General features: G+C 69.8%; 17 protein-coding genes and 1 pseudogene. 7 read left to right on the forward strand and 11 right to left on the reverse strand.

Annotated features, from left to right (window positions below; translation table 11 throughout):
- The first annotated feature begins 49 nt into the window (after positions 1–49).
- Positions 50–1,846 carry an alkyl/aryl-sulfatase gene (locus ETD85_RS31495; protein WP_138693445.1) on the forward strand — a complete coding sequence of 599 codons (1,797 nt, stop codon included), beginning with the start codon at positions 50–52 and terminating at the stop codon, positions 1,844–1,846.
- Between the two features lie 2 nt (positions 1,847–1,848).
- Here the strand turns inward: ETD85_RS31495 and ETD85_RS31500 are convergent, their stop codons facing one another.
- The 5 genes from ETD85_RS31500 to ETD85_RS31520 all read right to left on the reverse strand — a co-directional run bounded on the left by ETD85_RS31500 (position 1,849) and on the right by ETD85_RS31520 (position 6,950).
- Positions 1,849–2,523 (reverse strand): GAP family protein, encoded by a 675-nt coding sequence (locus ETD85_RS31500; protein ID WP_138693446.1) that lies wholly within the window; start codon positions 2,521–2,523, stop codon positions 1,849–1,851.
- Positions 2,516–4,135: a SulP family inorganic anion transporter gene (locus tag ETD85_RS31505; protein WP_138693447.1), complete on the reverse strand. Its 1,620-nt coding sequence runs from the start codon at positions 4,133–4,135 to the stop codon at positions 2,516–2,518. The genes ETD85_RS31500 and ETD85_RS31505 overlap by 8 nt, the downstream gene beginning before the upstream one ends.
- Positions 4,136–4,391: 256 nt before the next feature.
- Positions 4,392–4,967, reverse strand: a complete 576-nt coding sequence (locus ETD85_RS31510; RefSeq protein ID WP_138693448.1) for a DoxX family protein — start codon at positions 4,965–4,967, stop codon at positions 4,392–4,394.
- Positions 4,968–5,141: 174 nt separating this feature from the next.
- On the reverse strand, positions 5,142–5,498 hold the full coding sequence (locus ETD85_RS31515; protein ID WP_138693449.1) for a VOC family protein: 357 nt from the start codon (positions 5,496–5,498) through the stop codon (positions 5,142–5,144).
- 255 nt (positions 5,499–5,753) lie between these two features.
- Positions 5,754–6,950: an alpha/beta hydrolase family protein gene (locus tag ETD85_RS31520; RefSeq protein ID WP_138693450.1), complete on the reverse strand. Its 1,197-nt coding sequence runs from the start codon at positions 6,948–6,950 to the stop codon at positions 5,754–5,756.
- 36 nt (positions 6,951–6,986) lie between these two features.
- Here ETD85_RS31520 and ETD85_RS31525 point away from each other — a divergent pair, with 36 nt between their 5' ends.
- Positions 6,987–7,244, forward strand: a complete 258-nt coding sequence (locus ETD85_RS31525; protein ID WP_206058786.1) for a PNPOx family protein — start codon at positions 6,987–6,989, stop codon at positions 7,242–7,244.
- 166 nt (positions 7,245–7,410) lie between these two features.
- Here the strand turns inward: ETD85_RS31525 and ETD85_RS63400 are convergent, their stop codons facing one another.
- A complete protein-coding gene (locus tag ETD85_RS63400) occupies positions 7,411–7,578 on the reverse strand; it encodes a hypothetical protein (protein ID WP_170246933.1) in 168 nt (55 codons plus the stop codon).
- 132 nt (positions 7,579–7,710) lie between these two features.
- Here ETD85_RS63400 and ETD85_RS31530 point away from each other — a divergent pair, with 132 nt between their 5' ends.
- On the forward strand, positions 7,711–8,616 hold the full coding sequence (locus tag ETD85_RS31530; protein ID WP_240779558.1) for an aminoglycoside phosphotransferase/kinase family protein: 906 nt from the start codon (positions 7,711–7,713) through the stop codon (positions 8,614–8,616).
- Between the two features lie 463 nt (positions 8,617–9,079).
- Here ETD85_RS31530 and ETD85_RS31535 read toward each other — a convergent pair whose 3' ends face one another.
- Together ETD85_RS31535 and ETD85_RS31540 are read right to left on the reverse strand one after the other, a co-directional pair.
- Positions 9,080–9,625, reverse strand: coding sequence for a DUF6114 domain-containing protein (locus ETD85_RS31535; RefSeq protein WP_138693451.1), 546 nt, complete (start codon positions 9,623–9,625; stop codon positions 9,080–9,082).
- A 56-nt stretch (positions 9,626–9,681) separates the two neighbouring features.
- Positions 9,682–10,278, reverse strand: coding sequence for a DUF6230 family protein (locus tag ETD85_RS31540; protein ID WP_138693452.1), 597 nt, complete (start codon positions 10,276–10,278; stop codon positions 9,682–9,684).
- 679 nt (positions 10,279–10,957) lie between these two features.
- Here ETD85_RS31540 and ETD85_RS67585 point away from each other — a divergent pair.
- Positions 10,958–11,011, forward strand: a pseudogene (locus tag ETD85_RS67585) (hypothetical protein); the annotation flags it as partial.
- Positions 11,012–11,213: 202 nt separating this feature from the next.
- Here ETD85_RS67585 and ETD85_RS31550 read toward each other — a convergent pair.
- The 3 genes from ETD85_RS31550 to ETD85_RS31560 form a co-directional block, all read right to left on the reverse strand.
- Positions 11,214–12,560, reverse strand: coding sequence for a carotenoid oxygenase family protein (locus ETD85_RS31550; RefSeq protein ID WP_138693453.1), 1,347 nt, complete (start codon positions 12,558–12,560; stop codon positions 11,214–11,216).
- A 159-nt stretch (positions 12,561–12,719) separates the two neighbouring features.
- Positions 12,720–12,941, reverse strand: coding sequence for an alpha/beta fold hydrolase (locus ETD85_RS31555; RefSeq protein ID WP_138693454.1), 222 nt, complete (start codon positions 12,939–12,941; stop codon positions 12,720–12,722).
- Positions 12,942–13,154: 213 nt separating this feature from the next.
- Entirely contained in the window at positions 13,155–14,369 is a 1,215-nt protein-coding gene (locus ETD85_RS31560; RefSeq protein WP_138693455.1) for a cation:proton antiporter, read from the reverse strand.
- 372 nt (positions 14,370–14,741) lie between these two features.
- On the opposite strand from ETD85_RS31560, the gene ETD85_RS31565 reads away from it, so the two are divergent.
- From ETD85_RS31565 to ETD85_RS64840, 3 genes are read left to right on the forward strand one after another with little or no spacing between them, the layout of a single operon-like run.
- Positions 14,742–16,028: an ArsB/NhaD family transporter gene (locus tag ETD85_RS31565; RefSeq protein WP_138693456.1), complete on the forward strand. Its 1,287-nt coding sequence runs from the start codon at positions 14,742–14,744 to the stop codon at positions 16,026–16,028.
- 47 nt (positions 16,029–16,075) lie between these two features.
- Positions 16,076–16,441 carry an STAS domain-containing protein gene (locus tag ETD85_RS31570; protein ID WP_138693457.1) on the forward strand — a complete coding sequence of 122 codons (366 nt, stop codon included), beginning with the start codon at positions 16,076–16,078 and terminating at the stop codon, positions 16,439–16,441.
- Between the two features lie 3 nt (positions 16,442–16,444).
- A complete protein-coding gene (locus ETD85_RS64840) occupies positions 16,445–17,011 on the forward strand; it encodes an FAD-dependent oxidoreductase (RefSeq protein WP_206058788.1) in 567 nt (188 codons plus the stop codon).
- Positions 17,012–17,047 lie beyond the last annotated feature (36 nt).

The raw sequence follows: 17,047 nt of genomic DNA on the forward strand, positions 1-17,047 counted from the left end.
TACCGGCTGGTGGTGGCGGAGCGGGGTCGCCAGCGGGAAGGCCGGATGCATGGCAGACCTTCCTTTTGGTGATCGGGCGGACTTCGAGGCCGCCGACCGCGGATTCGTGGCCGCGCTCAGCCCCGCGGTGGTCAAGACCGACGGCCGGGTCGTGTGGGACACCGACTCCTACGGCTTCCTGGCGCAGGAGTGCCCCGACAGCGCGCATCCCAGCCTGTGGCGGCAGGGGCAGCTGTGCGTCAAACAGGGTCTGTACGAGGTGACCGGCGGCATCTATCAGGTACGCGGCCTGGACCTGTCGAACATGACCCTGATCGAGGGCGACGAGGGCGTCGTCGTGGTCGACCCGCTGCTGTCCGTCGAATGCGCGGCGGCCGGGCTGAAGCTCTATCGCGACCAGCGGGGCGACCGCCCGGTCACCGCGGTCATCTACACCCACTCCCACGCCGACCACTTCGGCGGGGTGCGCGGCGTCACCGACGGCAGCGTGCCGATCCTGGCGCCGGCCGGGTTCCTGGAACACGCGGTGTCGGAGAACGTCTACGCCGGCACCGCGATGAACCGGCGGGCCACCTACATGTACGGCCCCGCCCTGCCCCGCTCGCCCGAGGGCCAGATCGGCACCGGGCTGGGCATGACCACCTCGACCGGCACCATCTCCCTCATCCCGCCGAGCAAGGACATCACGCACACCGGGCAGGAGGAGACGATCGACGGAATACGCATCGTCTTCCAGCTCACCCCGGGCACCGAGGCGCCGGCGGAGATGAACTTCCTCCTGCCCGACCGCCGGGCGCTGTGCATGGCCGAGAACGCCACCCACAACCAGCACAATATCCTCACCCTGCGCGGCGCCCTGGTGCGCGACACCCGCATCTGGGCGCGCTACCTGACCGAGGCGATCGCCCTGTTCGCGGACCAGGCCGACGTCGTCTTCGCCTCGCACCACTGGCCCACCTGGGGCCGGGAGAACATCGTCACGTTCCTGTCGCAGCAGCGCGACATGTACGCCTACATGCACGACCAGACGCTGCGGATGATGAACAAGGGCATGACCGGCACCGAGATCGCCGAGGCCATGCGGATGCCGCCCGCGCTGGAGCAGGCATGGCACACCCACGGCTACTACGGCTCGGTCAGCCACAACGTCAAGGCCATCTACCAGCGCTACCTCGGCTGGTTCGACGGCAACCCGGCCCACCTGTGGGAACATCCGCCGGTCGAGCAGGCGCGCCGCTACGTCGAGTGCATGGGCGGACGCGAGGGCGTCCTCGCCTTCGCCCGCCGCTACATCGACGACGGCGACCTGCGTTTCGCCGCCTCGCTGCTCAACGACGCCGTCTTCGCCGACGAGCACGACAGCCAGGCGCGCTCGATGCTCGCCGAGGTCTACACCCGGCTCGGCCAGGGCGCCGAGAACGGCACGTGGCGCAACTTCTACCTCGTCGGCGCACTGGAGCTGACCGGCGACGCCGTACCCCCCACCCTCGACACCACCTCGCCGGAGATGCTCGACGCCCTGACCGTCGAGCAGATCTTCGACTCCCTGGCCATCCGCATCGACGGCCCCCAGGCGTGGACCGAGAGCCTGGCCATCGACTGGCACCTGACCGACCTGAACCAGCGCCACCGCACCACCCTGTCCAACGGCGTGCTCATCCACCAGGCCGACCCGCCGCCCCAGCCGGCGGACCTGACGCTCACGCTCACCAAGCCGCAACTGCTCGGCCTGCTCACCGGCCGGCCGGCCGACGGCATCGAGCACGAAGGCGACATGGACGTCCTGCACCGCCTGACCGCCGTGCTGGAAGAGCCGGATCCCGCGTTCGCGATCGTGACGCCGTAGCCCTACGCCAGCAGGCCGCGCAGGCCCTTGGCGAGGAACAGCAGGCTGAAGCTCAGCAGCAGGAGCAGCATGAGGGCGCCGTTGTGCTGGATCAGCCAGCCGCGCATGCGGTGGAGCAGCTGGTCGCCGCCTGCGCGGAGCGCGGTGACATAGGGGACGAGCACGCCGATGCTGCCGATGACGACGAACACGGCGGCGAGGACGAGCTGCCGGCCGAGGGGCAGGGGCTCGTCGGCTACGGCGAGGGCGCCGCCGGCCAGGGAGGCCAGGTTGACCGGGTTGGCCACGATCAGCATGGCCGCCACCCCGATGATCTTGGGAGTGGTCAGCGTGTCCATGGCCGCGATCCAGCGGGGCGCCTCCGGGGCGGCGCTCTGCTTGCGGCGGGCGGCCCTGCGGATGCCGGCGACGGCCAGCAGGAGCAGGAGCACGCCGATGAGCAGGGCGAGCCAGCTGACCCAAGCGGGCCTGGCGTGGCCGGTGGCGCCGGCGGCGCCCAGCAGGATGATGAGGACGAGCAGCACCACCCAGCTCATGATCAGCCAGGTGACCTCGAACAGCAGGGCCTTGGCGCGGCCGTTCGCGCTGATCAGCAGGGCGATGACGGCCACCACCGGGAACGGCGAGACGATCAGGCCCAGGGTGTAGGGCAGCATGTCGGCGAACGCCTTACCCATGATCACTCTCCCGGTAGGCGGCGGCTGCGGCCTCGTTGGAGTCGTAGAAGGTGAGCCCGGTCAGGCCGTAGTGGGCCAGCAGGTGGCGCAGCGATGTGGTGGCGCGGGAGACGGCGAAGGTGACGCCGCGTTCTCGCAGGGTGCCGGCGGTTTCGCGGAGGGCCGCCGCACCGGTGGTATCGACGTCGGAGATGGCCTCGGCGTCCAGGACGATCCACCGGGCGCCCCGGTCGGCCAGGTGGGTGATCTCGGCTTTGAAGGTGTCGGCGTTGGCGAAGAAGAGCTGGCTCTCGAAGCGGTAGACGGCCAGAGCGCCTTCGGCCGGGCCGCGGATGTAGCGGCCGTGCTCGCCCGGCCGAAGGGTGGCGGTGCTGGGCCGGGAGGCACGCCGTACGACGTCCACCGCCGACAGCAGGAAGGCGATGATGACCGCGGTGAGCGAGCCGAGCACGGGCACGCCGAGCAGGCAGACGACGGCGATCCAGAATTCGGAGCGGCGCAGCCGCCACAGCTCGGCCAGCCTGCCCGCGTCGATGAGCCGGATGACGGCGACGGCGACGATGCCGGCCAGGGCCGCGTTCGGCAGGTAGGCGAGCGCGCCGGAGAAGAACGCGACCAGGACGGCCACCACGATCGCGCAGACGGCGCTGGGGATCTGGGAGCGGGAGCCGGTGGCGTCCATGGCGGCGGTACGCGAGGCGCTGGAGCCGACGGTCATCGACTGGGTGAGCCCGGCGGCGACGTTGGCCAGGCCGAAGGCACGCAACTCGGTGTCGGCGTCGAGCCGGTAGTGGTGCTGTTCGGCGTAGCGGCGCGCGGTGAGCAGGCCGTCGGCCAGGGTGACGGCGCAGATGGCGATGGCGCCGGGGATGAGCGCGGCCCACTGGCCGAGCGCGACCTGCGGCCAGTGCGGGACCGGCAGCCCGGACGGGACGTGGCCGAGCACCGAGACGCCGCGGGTGTCGAGCCCGGCCCAGGCCACGACCGCGGTGGCGGCCACCAGGGCGATCAGCGGGCCGGGCAGCGCGGGAGCGAGCCTGCGCAGAGCGATGATCACGGCCATGGTGGCGGCGCCGACGACGACGCTCCACGGGTGCGCCTGCGGGATCTTGGTGATGATCTCCCACAGCTCGGGGAAGAACCGTTCGGCCGTGGTGTGGATGCCGAGGATCTTCTTGATCTGGCTGGTGAGGATCTCGACGGCCAGGCCGGCGATGAAGCCGACCAGGACGGGCTCGGACAGGAAGTTGGCCAGGAAGCCCAGCTTGAAGGCGTAGAACAGCAGGAACACCACCGCGCAGACGAGCGCCTGGGCGTAGGCGAGCTCGGCGTACTGCGGGCTGCCGGGGCGGGCGCCGATCGCGACCAGCAGCGAGGCGATGAGCGCGGCGATGGGCGCGTCCGGGCTGGCGACGAGCTGGCGGGAGGAGCAGAGCAGCGCGAACACCAGCATCGGCACGATGGCGGCGTACAGGCCGACGACCGGCGGCAGCCCGGCGATCTGCGCGTAGCCGATGTTGAGCGGGATGGCCAGCGCCGCCAGCGTGACCCCCGCGGTGATCTCCCGGGGCCAGCTCAGCGGGCCGCGCATACCCGCGGCGAGCCAGGTCACGGCAGCGGCCTGCCCGGCTGCTGGACGGGCGGTGCCACGCCGGTGGCCGGTGGCGCGAACCTCACCGCCATGACCGTTTCCGGACTGATCGCCACGGACAAGGCGAAAGCCAGCGCCTCCCCAGCGACCCCACCCGTACCACTCCTCCCAGTTGCGAGTGTCGTACCCTTGCTGACCTGGGATGATGCTTGACGATCTCGCCGGCTTCCCCGGGAGTGGGCTCGGCTACGAGCCAGGCCCCATGCTCGGCGAGGTATCAGAATTGCACGTTGGTCATCGTGTACCACGTCGGCACGAATGTCAGCAGGACCACCGCGCCGAGGACCGCGAACGACCAGAGTGCCCGTGAGGTGGTGATGCTCGCGGGCGCGACGGGCCTCAGCTTCCCTCGTCCGGCTGTGATGACCGCCGCGACGCCTCCGAGCAGGAGGTTCGCGGGCACCAACGCGTACTCGCCGCGCACGATGTGAAAACCGGCCGCGAGGATCATCGTCAGGGTCAGGCCGGCGGCGGCGAGCGGCGTCAGCATCGGCTTGACCCGCGCCATCGCCGGCAGGATCAGCCCCACACCGCCCAGCACCTCACAGACCCCGATGAAGACGATCAGGGGCTGCGGCACCGCGGCGTACCAAGCCACGGCCCGAGGCGCTGCCGCATACAGAGCCTCGTCGTACAACAGCACCTTGCCGAATCCGCTGCCGGCGAAGAAGAAGCCGAACAACGCTTGGAGTGACCAGAGTACGCCGTTGAGCGTGAACCTCATTGTGCGCTTCTCGGGCTGCTGCTTCGTGCTCTTGACATCGCGCAGGTTGTCGCTGACGTGCTGGTTCATGTTCTGCCACTGCCTTTCTCATCGGGTTGGTCGACCCGTGCCAGAGCTCCGGGGCGTGCTTTGGAAAGCTGCTCCTGGCGGATTCCCCGCTGGGAACCCTGATGTACTCGATCTCGAAAGGGGCGCTGAGGGCCCTCGGCTCGACGCGGGCGAGTCTCGCTGCGTCGTCGGCGTTCAGCGGTCTTGAAGCAGTCCGAGTACGTTGCCGTCGGGGTCGGTGACGGTGGCCGTCAGGCGGCCGCCGCCGACGTCGTGTGCGGCCTCCTTCACGGTGGCCCCCGCGGCGGTCAGCTCGGCCAGCTTCGCCGCGATGTCCGACACGTGCCAGTACGCCACCGGAACGGTCATGCCCTGCGGCCCGCCGCCCGGCACCAGGCCGATGTGCTGGCCCCCAGCCTCGAAGCCGACGTAGTAGGACGAGTCGGCCATCGGCTCCACGCCGAGCAGGGCCGCGTACACCGCCTTGGCCTTCGCCAGGTCGGACACCGGGTGCAGGACGGTCGTGATGCCCTGGGTGGACGAGCCGGTCATGGTCACTCCTGACGTCGTGGGTCGCGATCGACCCGCTGTGTTCGTGTTCACAGCTTGGCTCCGAGGCAGGTCGGGCCACATCCGTGCTGACCACGGAACCGTCCACGGATCGGCGGCACGGAATTCCACGGCCACGGGGCGGTCTTCGACGCGATGCTCGCACCCGGCCAGGGGGTGAGCAGGGCCGGCGGGAACCCCGATCCCCGTCCGCCGTGGCCGGGATCGTCCCCATCGTGCGGGTGTCCCACGCCGGTCTCAGGGGTTCTGGAAGGTCACTTCCGGGTTGGCGGGGGACGGGCCGTTCAGCAGGGGCTCGTGCTCGCCGTCGAGGTGCTGGTCGAAGAAGGCACCCACGTACGCCGTGGTGATCTCACCTGACCGCTTGCCCGACAGCGGCGCGGCAGGATCGGTGATCCCGGCCTGTGCGCCCAGAATGGGCAGGTCGATGAAGGTGAAGTGGCCGGAGTCGGCCACGGTCAGCCAGCGCTTCCAGCCGTCCAGGCGTCGCCAGTCCCGCGGCCAGGTGGTGTCGGCGGAGCCGGGCGAGTGCTGGGCCTTGGTGCCGAGCATGAGGAACGGCCGCCTGCCGAGGCCGGAGACCGGGACCGGGGCGAAGAAGGAGCCGTCCAGGTTCACTCCGGCGCGGACGCGCTGGTCGGTGGCCATGACACTCGCCGCGGCGTTGCCGCCGAGCGAGTGGCCGGCGGCGCCGACCCGGCGCGGGTCGATCATCTGCCAGTGCTTCCAGGCGGGTGCGGTCCGTGCGGGGCGGGTCAGCCGGTCGATGACGAAGGACAGATCGGCCGCCCGGTTGACCGCGGCCTTGGCCATCACTTCCTTCTCCGCCTCATCGGAGGGAGCGTTCTCCACCGTCTCGCATGCGACGCAGGTCAGGGTACGGCCGCCGGGAAAGGTCGTGCCGAACGACTCGTAGGCGTGATCCACGAGGGCGACGACGTACCCCTTGGAGGCGAGGTCTTCGGCGAGCGTGGTCAGGGTGGCGCGGTTGAGGGTGAACCCCGGGGAGAGCACCACCAGGGGGTGCGTTCCGCCTGTGGGGCGGGCGCGAAGGCGGGCGTTCGTGCTGACACCGGCGAGCTGCTCGGCCTTGAAGACGGTGTCGAGTTTCTGTCCTTTCAGGAGGAGACGAGCCTCGTCAACGGTCATGTACGGCGCGCCGCTCCCGCCGGTCCTGGCCGGGAAATACATCGACACCATCAACTCGCGCGCGGCTGTGGGCACCCACGGGTCTCGGCGGCCGACGTCGAGGAGATGCAGGGTGTCGCGCCCGACCTCGTACTGGCCCGTGGGGCGAGGGATCGCGAAGCGCACCTCGGCAGTGCCCGTGGCGGAGGTGGCGGCGGCGGCGGGCGATGACGTCGAAACGGCCGCCGGTAGGGCCAGGGCCAAGGCGAGAAGGAGGGCCGCGGGAGTGCGTCGAGTTCTGATCATGCGCAGCACTGTAGGAATGGCGCCACCATGCCCAACATGCCCGAAAGGCCAGTTCACGCCTTTACTTTCGTCAGGGGTCACCCCCAGGAGTCGCGCCTGCCTAGGACCACACATCGTCGCCACCTGCGCATCCACGACGAGGCCGAACTCGTCGAACCCCAGGGCCAGCTCGGGTCGGCCGCCTACATGCGCATCACCCCACCCCTGTCGTGGAGCTTCAACCTGGAAGGGCTGCCCTTCAGCCACGACCGCGAGGTCAAGGTCCAGCGAACCGTTCACGAGCCCGGCGCATAACCCCTGCCACGAGTTGTCAAGCGCGAGGACGCCGAGTTCGAGCTCATCGGCCTGCGCGACTTCCCGCGGGGCCCCAGCGAAGCGCTCGCCCGGCGCGAGAGGACCCCGGGCGAGGGTTTCTTCGTCTTGAGGTGACGTGCGCCGCGCTCAGCCTTGCCAGCTCACGTCACCGCATTCGCCCCCACCAGTTGATGTACGTGACCTTCAGCGCCACCGGGAAGTTTCCCTTGCTGCCTGGGTGGATGCAGGCATGCCCGTAGCTGCCGCTGGGCCTGAGATGGAAATAGGCGTGGTCCTGGCCTGGCTGAACCGTGCCCCGGTTGTAGTAGGACATCGCCCAGATGTTGTCGCAGTCGATGACGCCGGTGTGATCGGTTTCGCAGATCTTGTCGACCCCGACGGTTCCTGGCCGGCGGCGATCGGAAATCCTGGTAGATGGCCAAGGAAATCAATCGATCGTGCCCACGTGCCGCAGTACGGTCTAACACTTGGCCGGAATGAAGAGGGGAACCGCATGAGCTCCGCCACCTACGTCGAACCTGCTGAATCCGAGCCCGAGATCGCGCTGGTCGGCGGCGACGTCACCGAGGGCGACGTGCGCGTCGGCGACACAGTGCGGCGTCCGGTCGGCTTCAACGCTCCGCTCGTCCATGCCTTGCTCCGCCACCTGGAGGTGGCCGGGTTCGCGGGTGCTCCGAGATTTCTCGGCATTGACGCCGCCGGACGTGAGGTGCTGACGTTCGTCGCCGGCGAGGTCGCCGGGCGGCCGAGGCCTGCGTGGATCGCCGACGAGGCGCGGTTGGCTTCGGTCGGCCGCCTCGTCCGGGCCTACGACGACGCGGCCGCCGGTTTCGTCCTCCCCGAAGGGGTCCGGCCCTTCTCGGGGCTCACCGGGCTCACCGAGCAGCCGGACATGCCGCCCGCACCGCCCTATCCGGCCGAGCTGGTCGGGCACATGGACTTCACGCCTGACAACATCGTGTTCCGGGACGGCGAGGCAGCCGCGCTCATCGACTTCGACCTGGCCAAGCCGGTCTCCAGGGTCGACGAGGTGTGCAACGCGATGCTCTTCTGGGCTCCGCTGGATGATCCCGTCGACGCCGATCCGCTGCTGCAGGACGTCGATGCGCCGCGCCGCTGCCGGATCCTCGCCGACGCCTACGGGATGTCGGACACGGACCGCTCCCGGCTCGTCGAGGTGGTCGTACTGCGGTCAAGGCGGGCGTGGTTCTCGATGAAGCAGATCGCCGAGGCACAGGGCGGGGGGTGGGCACGGATGTGGCAGGAGGGCGCCGGCGATCAGATCAAGCGGCAGGAGGCGTGGCTGGAGCGAAACGGCGCGGCGATCGAAACGGCATTGACCGCCCCCTAGATTTCCTTCGCGACGGGAGCAACGGCAATCTCACCGGCATTGGATAAGCGGCTCCGAACCACGGTGACATCGATTCGCCCGAAGAGGCCCCGCCCCAAACCCGACCGGGGAGCGGACCGGCTCAACCCAGCATTCCCTTTTAGGGCAGGTAAGGAGCTGCGGCGGCGAGGTGATCGTGGAGTTCGGCCGGCCACGCGTGGCGATGCCCGGCTGTCAGCCCAGCGACGAACGTGAACATCATGAAAGTGAAGGTTCACGCGGCCGCGAGAATACGAGCGAGAAAGAGGTTCCTGTCCGCGCCAGGTTTTGCGGAAGTTCAGCGGGCGGAGAGTCAAAGTGTGCCGAACCCACGATGAGCACGGCCGCGAACCTGGATGATCTTTGCTCTGCCCACGGTCACGATCAGGCACGGCACCTCGACCTCCGTGCCCTCCCCGTGCAGGCTGGACGGGCGCCACACCCTTCATCCCGTCGGCTCTTTCAGCTTCGCGAGGGAACTCGCCTGCGCCGGCGGGGTGTCGGTCTCAGCCCAGGCGCGCCGTGCGGGTACCAGCCGCCGGCAGTGCCGCCCCAGCGCGGCGGCCGTCGCCCAGCGCGGCACCTGCACGCGTGAAGCGATCTCTCGGGCCGCCCTCAGCGCGCTCACGACGCTGATGGTGTCGATACGGTTGGCGGGCCGGTTGTCAGAGGTCCAGGCCACCGCCAGCATGCCCCCCAACAGCCCCAGAATCATGCCGACCAGGAAACCCCCCAGGTTGGAGTAGACGAAAGAGGCCATGGCCAGCAAGATGGCAATCACCCCGAGGAACACCCGCTGGCCGGGTTGCAGCCAGACGAGGACGCCCGCGATGATCATGACCAGGGCGATCAGGTAGCCGGCTCCGATCGTGCCGAACATGAGGGTCACCGGCAGCGCGTCGAGCGCGAGCGGGATGGACAGCAGTTCCAGCCCTGCCGCCACGATGAACAGTCCGCCCCAGAACGGCCGGGAACGCCGCCATGACTTCATGATCTTCCGCCCTTCATCTCGCCTGCCGTCTGAGAAAGGGCTGGGCCAGGCCCGCCTCAATAGCATTCGTCCTCGCCCCGCACTATTTTGAGGCCGAGGTCGGGCAGGCTGAACGTCGCGGCCGTCACCGCCCACGCACCCAGCCTGACGTTGTGCAGGGTGACCGTTCTGGCCTGGCTGCCGAAGGTGCCGGCCGGCCCCCTGCCATCGGGTACCTCGTCCAAGGTGCTGGCGTCACGGCCCAACTCCAGATCGCGAATGGAGGCGGCAGTCTGTCCCACCGCCACATCGATCACCAGGTCATCGATGTTCACCTCGTTGCCACCCTGTCCGCCGGTGAGCCGGAGCGTCACCGTGCCCACGGGTGTCTTCACCAGCGCGCTCGTACACAGACCGGTGACCGCGGACCGCCGGATGCCGGCCACGATGACGGGAACGAGCCGGCCCTTCTTGGTCCGGTCCACGTCGGTGGCCAGGGTGAAGCCCTGGCCGCGCAGTTCACCGGCGAAGAGCTTGAAGCTGCTGCCAGACACCACGAACGTGGCGCCGATGACCCCCTGGGCCGTGGCGCCGACCAGCAGCGACGTCATCGCCGCGACAGGAACGAGGAGCAGGCCGAAGCGCTTCCATCGCACGCGTCCCTGCTCGGCCATGATGCGCTCCCCTTCACCGCGGCCCTCAGGGGAGCCGGCAATCTCTTCCAGACAGTCACAGCCCGGTCTATTGCCGAGCATGCGGGACGTCCACGATGGTCGTCGCCCTACACGCCGGACGCCGCGCCGCTTATGGCGTGCGGCTGGACAAATTTGCCGATATCTAGAAGGGCGGCTTCCGTACCAATCTGGCCCAACGCCGGCGCGCCTACCCCGACCGCCTGATCGCCTTCGCCGCCCACCACGGCTGGGGATCCGCGCGCTGTCCGCCGCGGACGAACACGTCCGCATCCATGGCAATGGGGTGGGTGGCTATCCCGACGCCGTGCACGGCCTGGCTGACCCGGTCGGCGGCCTGGCCTGGGGGGCGGCTTCGAGCCAGGCGATGGCGGCCTCCAGGGTGAGCCGGGGACCAGATTGACCGCCCAGTCCAGCCAGGGGCCGTATCGGTCATTGGTGTGGTCAAGCCGGAGGCGGCCGGCCCGGTGCACAGCTTCACAGGGAGCGGTTCACGGCACCCGCTTCACCGCCACAGGCGAGCTGGTCAGATCGCCGCCTGCCTGCCGTACGCCGAGCGTCGATCGCCGCGTCGGAGCAGCGTGCGCGAGGGATCTGAGGCGGCGTACTGTGCCGCGAACGCTATGCCGACGACCAGGTCGCCGAGGCCTTCCGCGCCGGCATCACGCAGCTGGTGGTGCTCGGAACGGGCCTCGACGCACGGGCCCGCCGGTTGACGTCTCTCGGCGGGCGCGCCTTCGCGCTGGACCTGCCGGCCAACGTCGAGGAACAAGCGGCAGCGGCTGCGGCGGGCGCGTGGCGGCGCGCCCGCTGCTGTTCGCCTACGTGCTGCGGGATTTCCTGGACGGCGGCGGGGCGCGAGCTGCCGGTGTCGGATCTCGAACGCTTCGATGCACGCCGAGAAGCGGTGACCGGCCTCAGGCCGGGATCCAGTTGCCGTGGAAGCCGGAGGGGATGCGCACCGGTACGTGGACCTCGGCGAGCGGGGGTGCGGCCAGGTCGGCGGCGTCCAGGATGGCCAGGTAGCTCGTGCCGGCGCCGCGGTCATGGGCGAACGTCATCAGGAAACCCTCGTTCTCACCCGTCCCGGACCGGGGCACGAAGACGGCCTCACCGCAAGTATGGCCCGGAGGGAGGCGGTGCACCGCCCGTTCGCCACGGGTGAGGTCGTAGGCGTAGATCTCCGACCGGTCGGGCTCGGCAGCCAAGGAGAAGCTCGTCGTGTAGCCGTAACGGTGAGGAAGCCCGAGCATGGAGTCGGCCACCCGGGGGTATTCGCTGGGCGCGTCGTCGAGCGGTGCCTCGGCGACCGTGCCCGACCTCAAGTCCAGCGTCCAGCGGTACACGACCGGGAGCCCGCCCTCCAGGTCGTCGGCGCCGCCGCGCCACAGTGTGGGGACGCGGGTGCCGGTGACCGTGATAGTGCCGCCTTCCGGGTCCTCGAAGGCGTTCATGGTGTGCCACACGTAGCACGGGGCGACGTCGAACCAGCGTACGGGCGCGTCGTCGCCGGCCGTGCGCGCCAGCACGCCGAACCGGGCGCGGTGCGCGTCATCCCAGCGCCACGGCGGCCCGCCCGCCGCGGCCTGGGCGGCGTCGAAGACGACCGGCAGGTCCATGAAGATCACGTGGTTGCGGGTGATGGCGAAGTCGTGCATCATCGTCGCGCGCGGCACGTCCACGACCTGCGTCTGCACCACCTCGCCGGCGGCCGAGGCGCGGTAGTAGGTGAGATAGGGCGGGCGCAGCTGATAGCCGAAGAACAGCAGTTCACCCGTGATCGGGCAGGTCTTCGGATGCGCGGTCATCGGAGTCTGCAAGGCTCCGTCGAAGGTGTACGCCCCGATCGTGGCGAGGTCCGGCGTCACCTCGTACGGGAAGCCGCCCTCTTCCAGGGCGAACAGCCGGCCCGCGTGCGCGATCAGGTGGGTGTTGGCCGTGGTGACCCGGTAGTCGATCCGGCCCGTCTCCTGGTCGTAGGCGAGAGCGAAGCGGGACTGGCCGGGGTGCTCGTACAGCGGCGTGCGGACGTACCGGTTGCGGTACCAGCGCGCCCTGCCGCCCTCCAGCGCGATGGTGTGGATCATTCCGTCGCCCGCGAAGGAGTGCGGCGACCAGCCGGTACGCGGGTTGGGCCCGTTGCGGAAGAACTGCCCGCTCAGCTCGGCCGGGATCTCGCCGACGACCTTGGACGGCTCCAGGGTCACCTCCTCGGCGACCGGCGCGTTGTTGCCCGCGAGGTGCAGAGGCACGGTTTCGGACATGCTCGAACTCCTGTCGGCATGGGGTGGGGACGCCGACAACCGTGCCTGAAAAAATCTGCGGACAACAGTCTTGTTCTTCCCGCCCGCCTCAGCCGCCCGGGAAGAGCCCAGGTGAGAGCCCCACAAGAAAACCGCTCCGAGAACGTGGTGACGGCCCCCTCAGGCCGCAGTGAGGAAGTGCCGGATCCTGGCGGCGACGCGGGGGTAGCCGGGCCCGAACCAGATCAGGTGGCTGTCGGCCCGGGCGTCCACGAGTTCGCCGTTCGGCATCGCCGCGGCCAGGGACTCGGCGTGGGCGAAGGGCACCGACCGGTCGTGGCGGGTGGCGATGATCAGCGCCGGCTGGTGCACCTGGGCGGCGCAGTCCGGCACGGGCAGCATGTCGGCGACGAAGCCGCGCGGCCCGAGCGCATGTGACCGCCGTGGGACACCACGACCGTCCGGGGACCTACGCCCGCCAGCCGGTACTCCACCGGCCCACCCGGCAGGTACGCGACCTCAGTCGCGCGCTCGAAGGCTGCGTGGGAAGGGGACACCATGGCACCTCCATAGGTGAAAAGCCGGGCGGAGACACGCGCGGAGGTTCGGGCGGGTTCAGTCTCGTCCGCGTATCCGGCGGGTGACGCTGCCGTACCAGGCCGGGACCCCGTGCTCGTCGTCGAACCAGCGGGCCACCACGATGTCGGTGGAGGAGTGCAGCAGGATCGAGACCACGATGGTGACGGCGACGATCTGGAACACCTGCTGCCCGGCGGCGATGCCGGAGGCGAGCACGAGCAGGCCGTAGACGACGGAGGCGAAGCCCTTGGGGCCGAACCAGGCCACCGCCGCCTGCTCGCGCACCGACAGCCCCGACCGCAGGAACGACAGCCAGATCGCCACCGGCCGCGCCAGGACCAGGACGAGCACCGCGAACAGCCAGCCGGCCCAGCCGACCGACCCCAGCAGGGCGGGGGTGATGAGCGCACCGAACACCAGCAGCGCGGCCAGCTTGAACACCTCGGCGATGAGCTCTCCGAAGTGCTCGAACGAGGCACGCTGCCGCGGCCCGAAGGTGGCCACGGTGATCCCGGCCGAGAACGCGGCCAGGAACAGGTTGCCGTGCGTGGCCTTGCCGACGGCGAGCACGAGCAGCCCGATGGCCAGGGCGTTGAGCGGCTCGTAGACGGTGGAGGCGGAGAACCAGCGCATCTGCTCCAGCTTGATCGCCACCCACGGGACGGCGACGCCGATGACGACGCCCAGCCCGAGCTCCACGCCCAGCTCCCCCAGACGCAGATCGGCCGACCCGGCGGCGACGGCGAGAAAGAGGATGACGAACGGCAACGCCAGGCCGTCGTTGACACCGGACTCGACGTTGAGCAGCTGCCGCAGCCGCGGCGGCACCTTGTCGTTGCCGACCAGCGCGGCGGCGAAGACCGGGTCGGTGGGCGCGAGGATCGCGCCCACCAGCAGCGCCTCGATCCAGCCCAGACCGAGCAGGTAGTGGGCGCCGAGCGCGGTGATGCCCAGGGTGAGCGGCAGGCCCCAGCCGAGCGCCCGGCCGGGCAGCCGCCAGGCGCTGCGCAGCTCGGCCCAGCCCACGCGCATGCCGTCGGTGAACAGCACGGTGAACAGCGCCAGCTCGGCCAGCGTGGCTACCAGGTCGTCCCCGGGCCGCAGCGAGACGACGCCGAGCACGCCGTCGCCCAGCAGAAACCCGGCCACCAGGAACAACGCCGCGGTGGACAGGATGGTGCGGTGGGCCAGGCTGGACAGCAGCACGGCCAGCAGCAGCACGGCCGCGAACGCCGTCAGCAGCGTGCCCATCAGGGGCACCTCAGCAAGAAGATCATGGGACGCCTCCGGTCGGGATCAGTGACGATCTTGCCGACCAGACTTCCCGGCGCACCGCGCCCACCTTAACAGCGGCGCCGCCGGAGACGACAGACGCATTCTCGACGATCACCGCGACGCCGCAATGCCGCAGAACCTGGTGTGAGCAGGCAGCCCCCTATGCGCGATCTTGACGATGCTTGATACGTTGTCTACAGGTGCGCCGGGAAGTCTGGTCGGCAGGTCCTAGTCCCGTTGCCTGAAGGATGTGCCGGTGCGCGCCCGTGATCTTCCTGCCCACTCCCCCGCCGCCGCTCCCGCATCTCCCCTGGGCGCGGTGACACTGCCGGAGCGGGTGCCGGCGGCATGAGCGTGCTGTCCTGGGTGAGCGTGGCGGTCTTCCTGGCCGCCTACGCGCTGATCGCCACCGAGAAGGTCCACCGGGTCGCCGCCGCGCTCGGCGGCGCCGGCATCATGCTGGCCATCCACGCCACCGGGGCCGAGGCGGCGTTCTTCTCCCAGCACACCGGCATCGACTGGAACGTCATCTTCCTGCTCCTCGGCATGATGATCATCGTCGGGGTACTCAAACAGACCGGCGTCTTCGAATACCTCGCCATCTGGGCCGCCAAACGCGCCCGCGGCCGGCCGTTCCGGCTCATGGTGCTGCTGGTGCTGATCACCGCATCGGCGTCGGCGCTGCTGGACAACGTCACCACGGTGCTGCTGATCGCGCCGGTGACGTTCCTGGTGTGCGAACGGCTCGCGATCACCCCCGTGCCGTTCCTCATCGCCGAGGCGATGGCCTCCAACATCGGCGGTGCCGCCACCCTGGTCGGCGACCCGCCCAACATCATCATCGCCAGCCGCGGCGGCCTGAGCTTCAACGACTTCCTCATCCACATGGCGCCGATGGTCATCGTGCTCATGGCGGTGTTCGTCGGCCTGTGCTGGGCGATGTTCGGCCGCCGCCTGCGCTACGAGCCCGACCGGGCCGCCGAGATCATGGCGCTGAACGAGCGGGAGGCCATCGCCGACCACCGCCTGCTGGGGCAGTCGCTGGCCGTGCTCGCGCTGGTGCTGGCCGCGTTCGTGCTGCACCCGGTGTTGCACTACGAGCCGTCGGTGGTCGCACTGCTGGGCGCCGGCGTACTGGTGGCCGCGACCAAGGTGACCACCGAGCAGGCCATCGCCGAGGTGGAATGGCCCACGCTGGTGTTCTTCGCCGGGCTGTTCGTCATGGTCGGCGCCCTGGTCGAGACCGGCGTCATCGGCGAGCTGTCCCGAGCCGCCGTCGCGGCCACCGACGGGCAGCTGACCGTGACCACGATGGGAGTGCTGGGCGTATCGGCCGTGCTGTCGGCCGTGGTGGACAACATCCCCTACGTGGCGACGATGAGCCCGATCGTCGAGCAGCTCGTGCACGCGGGCGGCGAGGGCGCGCAGGTGCTGTGGTGGGCGCTGGCCTTCGGCGCCGACCTGGGCGGCAACGCCACCGCCGTCGGCGCCGCCGCCAACGTCGTCGTGCTCGGCATCGCCGCCCGCAACGGCACCCCGATCAGCTTCTGGCAGTTCACCAAGTACGGCCTGATCGTCACGACCGTCACCGTCGTGCTGGTCGCCCCCTACCTGTGGCTGCGCTACCTCATGTGACCACCCGCACCCCTCCGGCGCCTGCCTCCTCTCCAGAAAGCTCTCCGATGTCCCATCCCCGTCCCGCCCGACCGGGCGGCGAAGACTTCTCCATCCGAACCCGCACCCGCGGCGCCGTCCTGCTGATCCAGCCGGCCGGCTCCCTGTCCGGCGCACCGGTGGACATGGTGCGGATGTACCTGGCCAGTGCCCTCGCCACCCACCTGCCTCCCCGGATCGTCCTGGACATCGAGGCTCTCACCGGCTGCGACGACGCCGGATACGAGGTCATGAAAGCGAGTGCCCGCCAGGCCCGGGACTCGGGAGGCCGGCTGATCGTCACGGGCGGCGCCCACGTCCTTCCCGCCGATCACGACCTGGACGTGCTGCCGACCGCCCGGGACGCTCTCGGCGAGCTCACCCCCGCCGGCTGACCGGTGGGCCTGGCGCCGGCCTGCGGGTCGCTCCAGCACGGCATCTCGGTACGCGTCATCGACAAGGCCGCGCGCCCCGCCACCACCTCCCGGGCGAACTTCGTACACGCGCGCGGCTCGGAGGTGCTGGACCGGCTGGACGCCCTGGACGGGCTGCCGGAAGAGTCGGTGCGAGCGATGACGATCACCACCTACGCTGGTGACCGCCCGACGATGCGCCTCCGGTTCGGCGACCCCGTGCTCGGAACCGCCGCCCCGCCCAAGGTGATCTCCCAGGCCAGGGTCGAGGCGCGGCTGCACGAGGAACGTGTCCCGCCCGCGGACTTTCCCGCGCTGGTCACCCGCATCATGTGCCCGGCGGTGAGCCATCCGCAGCTGATGGCCGTCTACTGGCAGCCGGGCGGTCAGCGTCCGTTTCATGCCGTTGAGATTTGGTTTCGGTGCGGGTCAGGTAGTGGACAATACCGAGCGCCTTTACATTGTAGACTTCTAGGCCCCTTCGGGGCGTGGCACGTGTGGGAAAATCCGACCGGGCCGCTCGCCGACGTCGGTGAATCATGGCGCAGCTGAGGCCGAATTGTAGCTTGATGCTGGGAGCCGTCTTGC

This window comes from Nonomuraea zeae (genome assembly GCF_005889725.1).
Lineage (GTDB): Bacteria > Actinomycetota > Actinomycetes > Streptosporangiales > Streptosporangiaceae > Nonomuraea > Nonomuraea zeae.

Coding starts and splice junctions, on each gene's coding strand:
- ETD85_RS31515 (WP_138693449.1), bottom strand. CDS start 5,498: ATGACCGGCTCGTCCACCCAGGGCATCACGACCGTCCTGCACCCGGTG.
- ETD85_RS31510 (WP_138693448.1), bottom strand. CDS start 4,967: ATGAACCAGCACGTCAGCGACAACCTGCGCGATGTCAAGAGCACGAAG.
- ETD85_RS31495 (WP_138693445.1), top strand. CDS start 50: ATGGCAGACCTTCCTTTTGGTGATCGGGCGGACTTCGAGGCCGCCGAC.
- ETD85_RS31570 (WP_138693457.1), top strand. CDS start 16,076: ATGTCCCATCCCCGTCCCGCCCGACCGGGCGGCGAAGACTTCTCCATC.
- ETD85_RS63400 (WP_170246933.1), bottom strand. CDS start 7,578: ATGTCCTACTACAACCGGGGCACGGTTCAGCCAGGCCAGGACCACGCC.
- ETD85_RS31550 (WP_138693453.1), bottom strand. CDS start 12,560: ATGTCCGAAACCGTGCCTCTGCACCTCGCGGGCAACAACGCGCCGGTC.
- ETD85_RS31540 (WP_138693452.1), bottom strand. CDS start 10,278: ATGGCCGAGCAGGGACGCGTGCGATGGAAGCGCTTCGGCCTGCTCCTC.
- ETD85_RS31500 (WP_138693446.1), bottom strand. CDS start 2,523: ATGGGTAAGGCGTTCGCCGACATGCTGCCCTACACCCTGGGCCTGATC.
- ETD85_RS31535 (WP_138693451.1), bottom strand. CDS start 9,625: ATGAAGTCATGGCGGCGTTCCCGGCCGTTCTGGGGCGGACTGTTCATC.
- ETD85_RS31565 (WP_138693456.1), top strand. CDS start 14,742: ATGAGCGTGCTGTCCTGGGTGAGCGTGGCGGTCTTCCTGGCCGCCTAC.
- ETD85_RS31560 (WP_138693455.1), bottom strand. CDS start 14,369: ATGGGCACGCTGCTGACGGCGTTCGCGGCCGTGCTGCTGCTGGCCGTG.
- ETD85_RS31555 (WP_138693454.1), bottom strand. CDS start 12,941: ATGCTGCCCGTGCCGGACTGCGCCGCCCAGGTGCACCAGCCGGCGCTG.
- ETD85_RS31520 (WP_138693450.1), bottom strand. CDS start 6,950: ATGATCAGAACTCGACGCACTCCCGCGGCCCTCCTTCTCGCCTTGGCC.
- ETD85_RS31525 (WP_206058786.1), top strand. CDS start 6,987: ATGCCCGAAAGGCCAGTTCACGCCTTTACTTTCGTCAGGGGTCACCCC.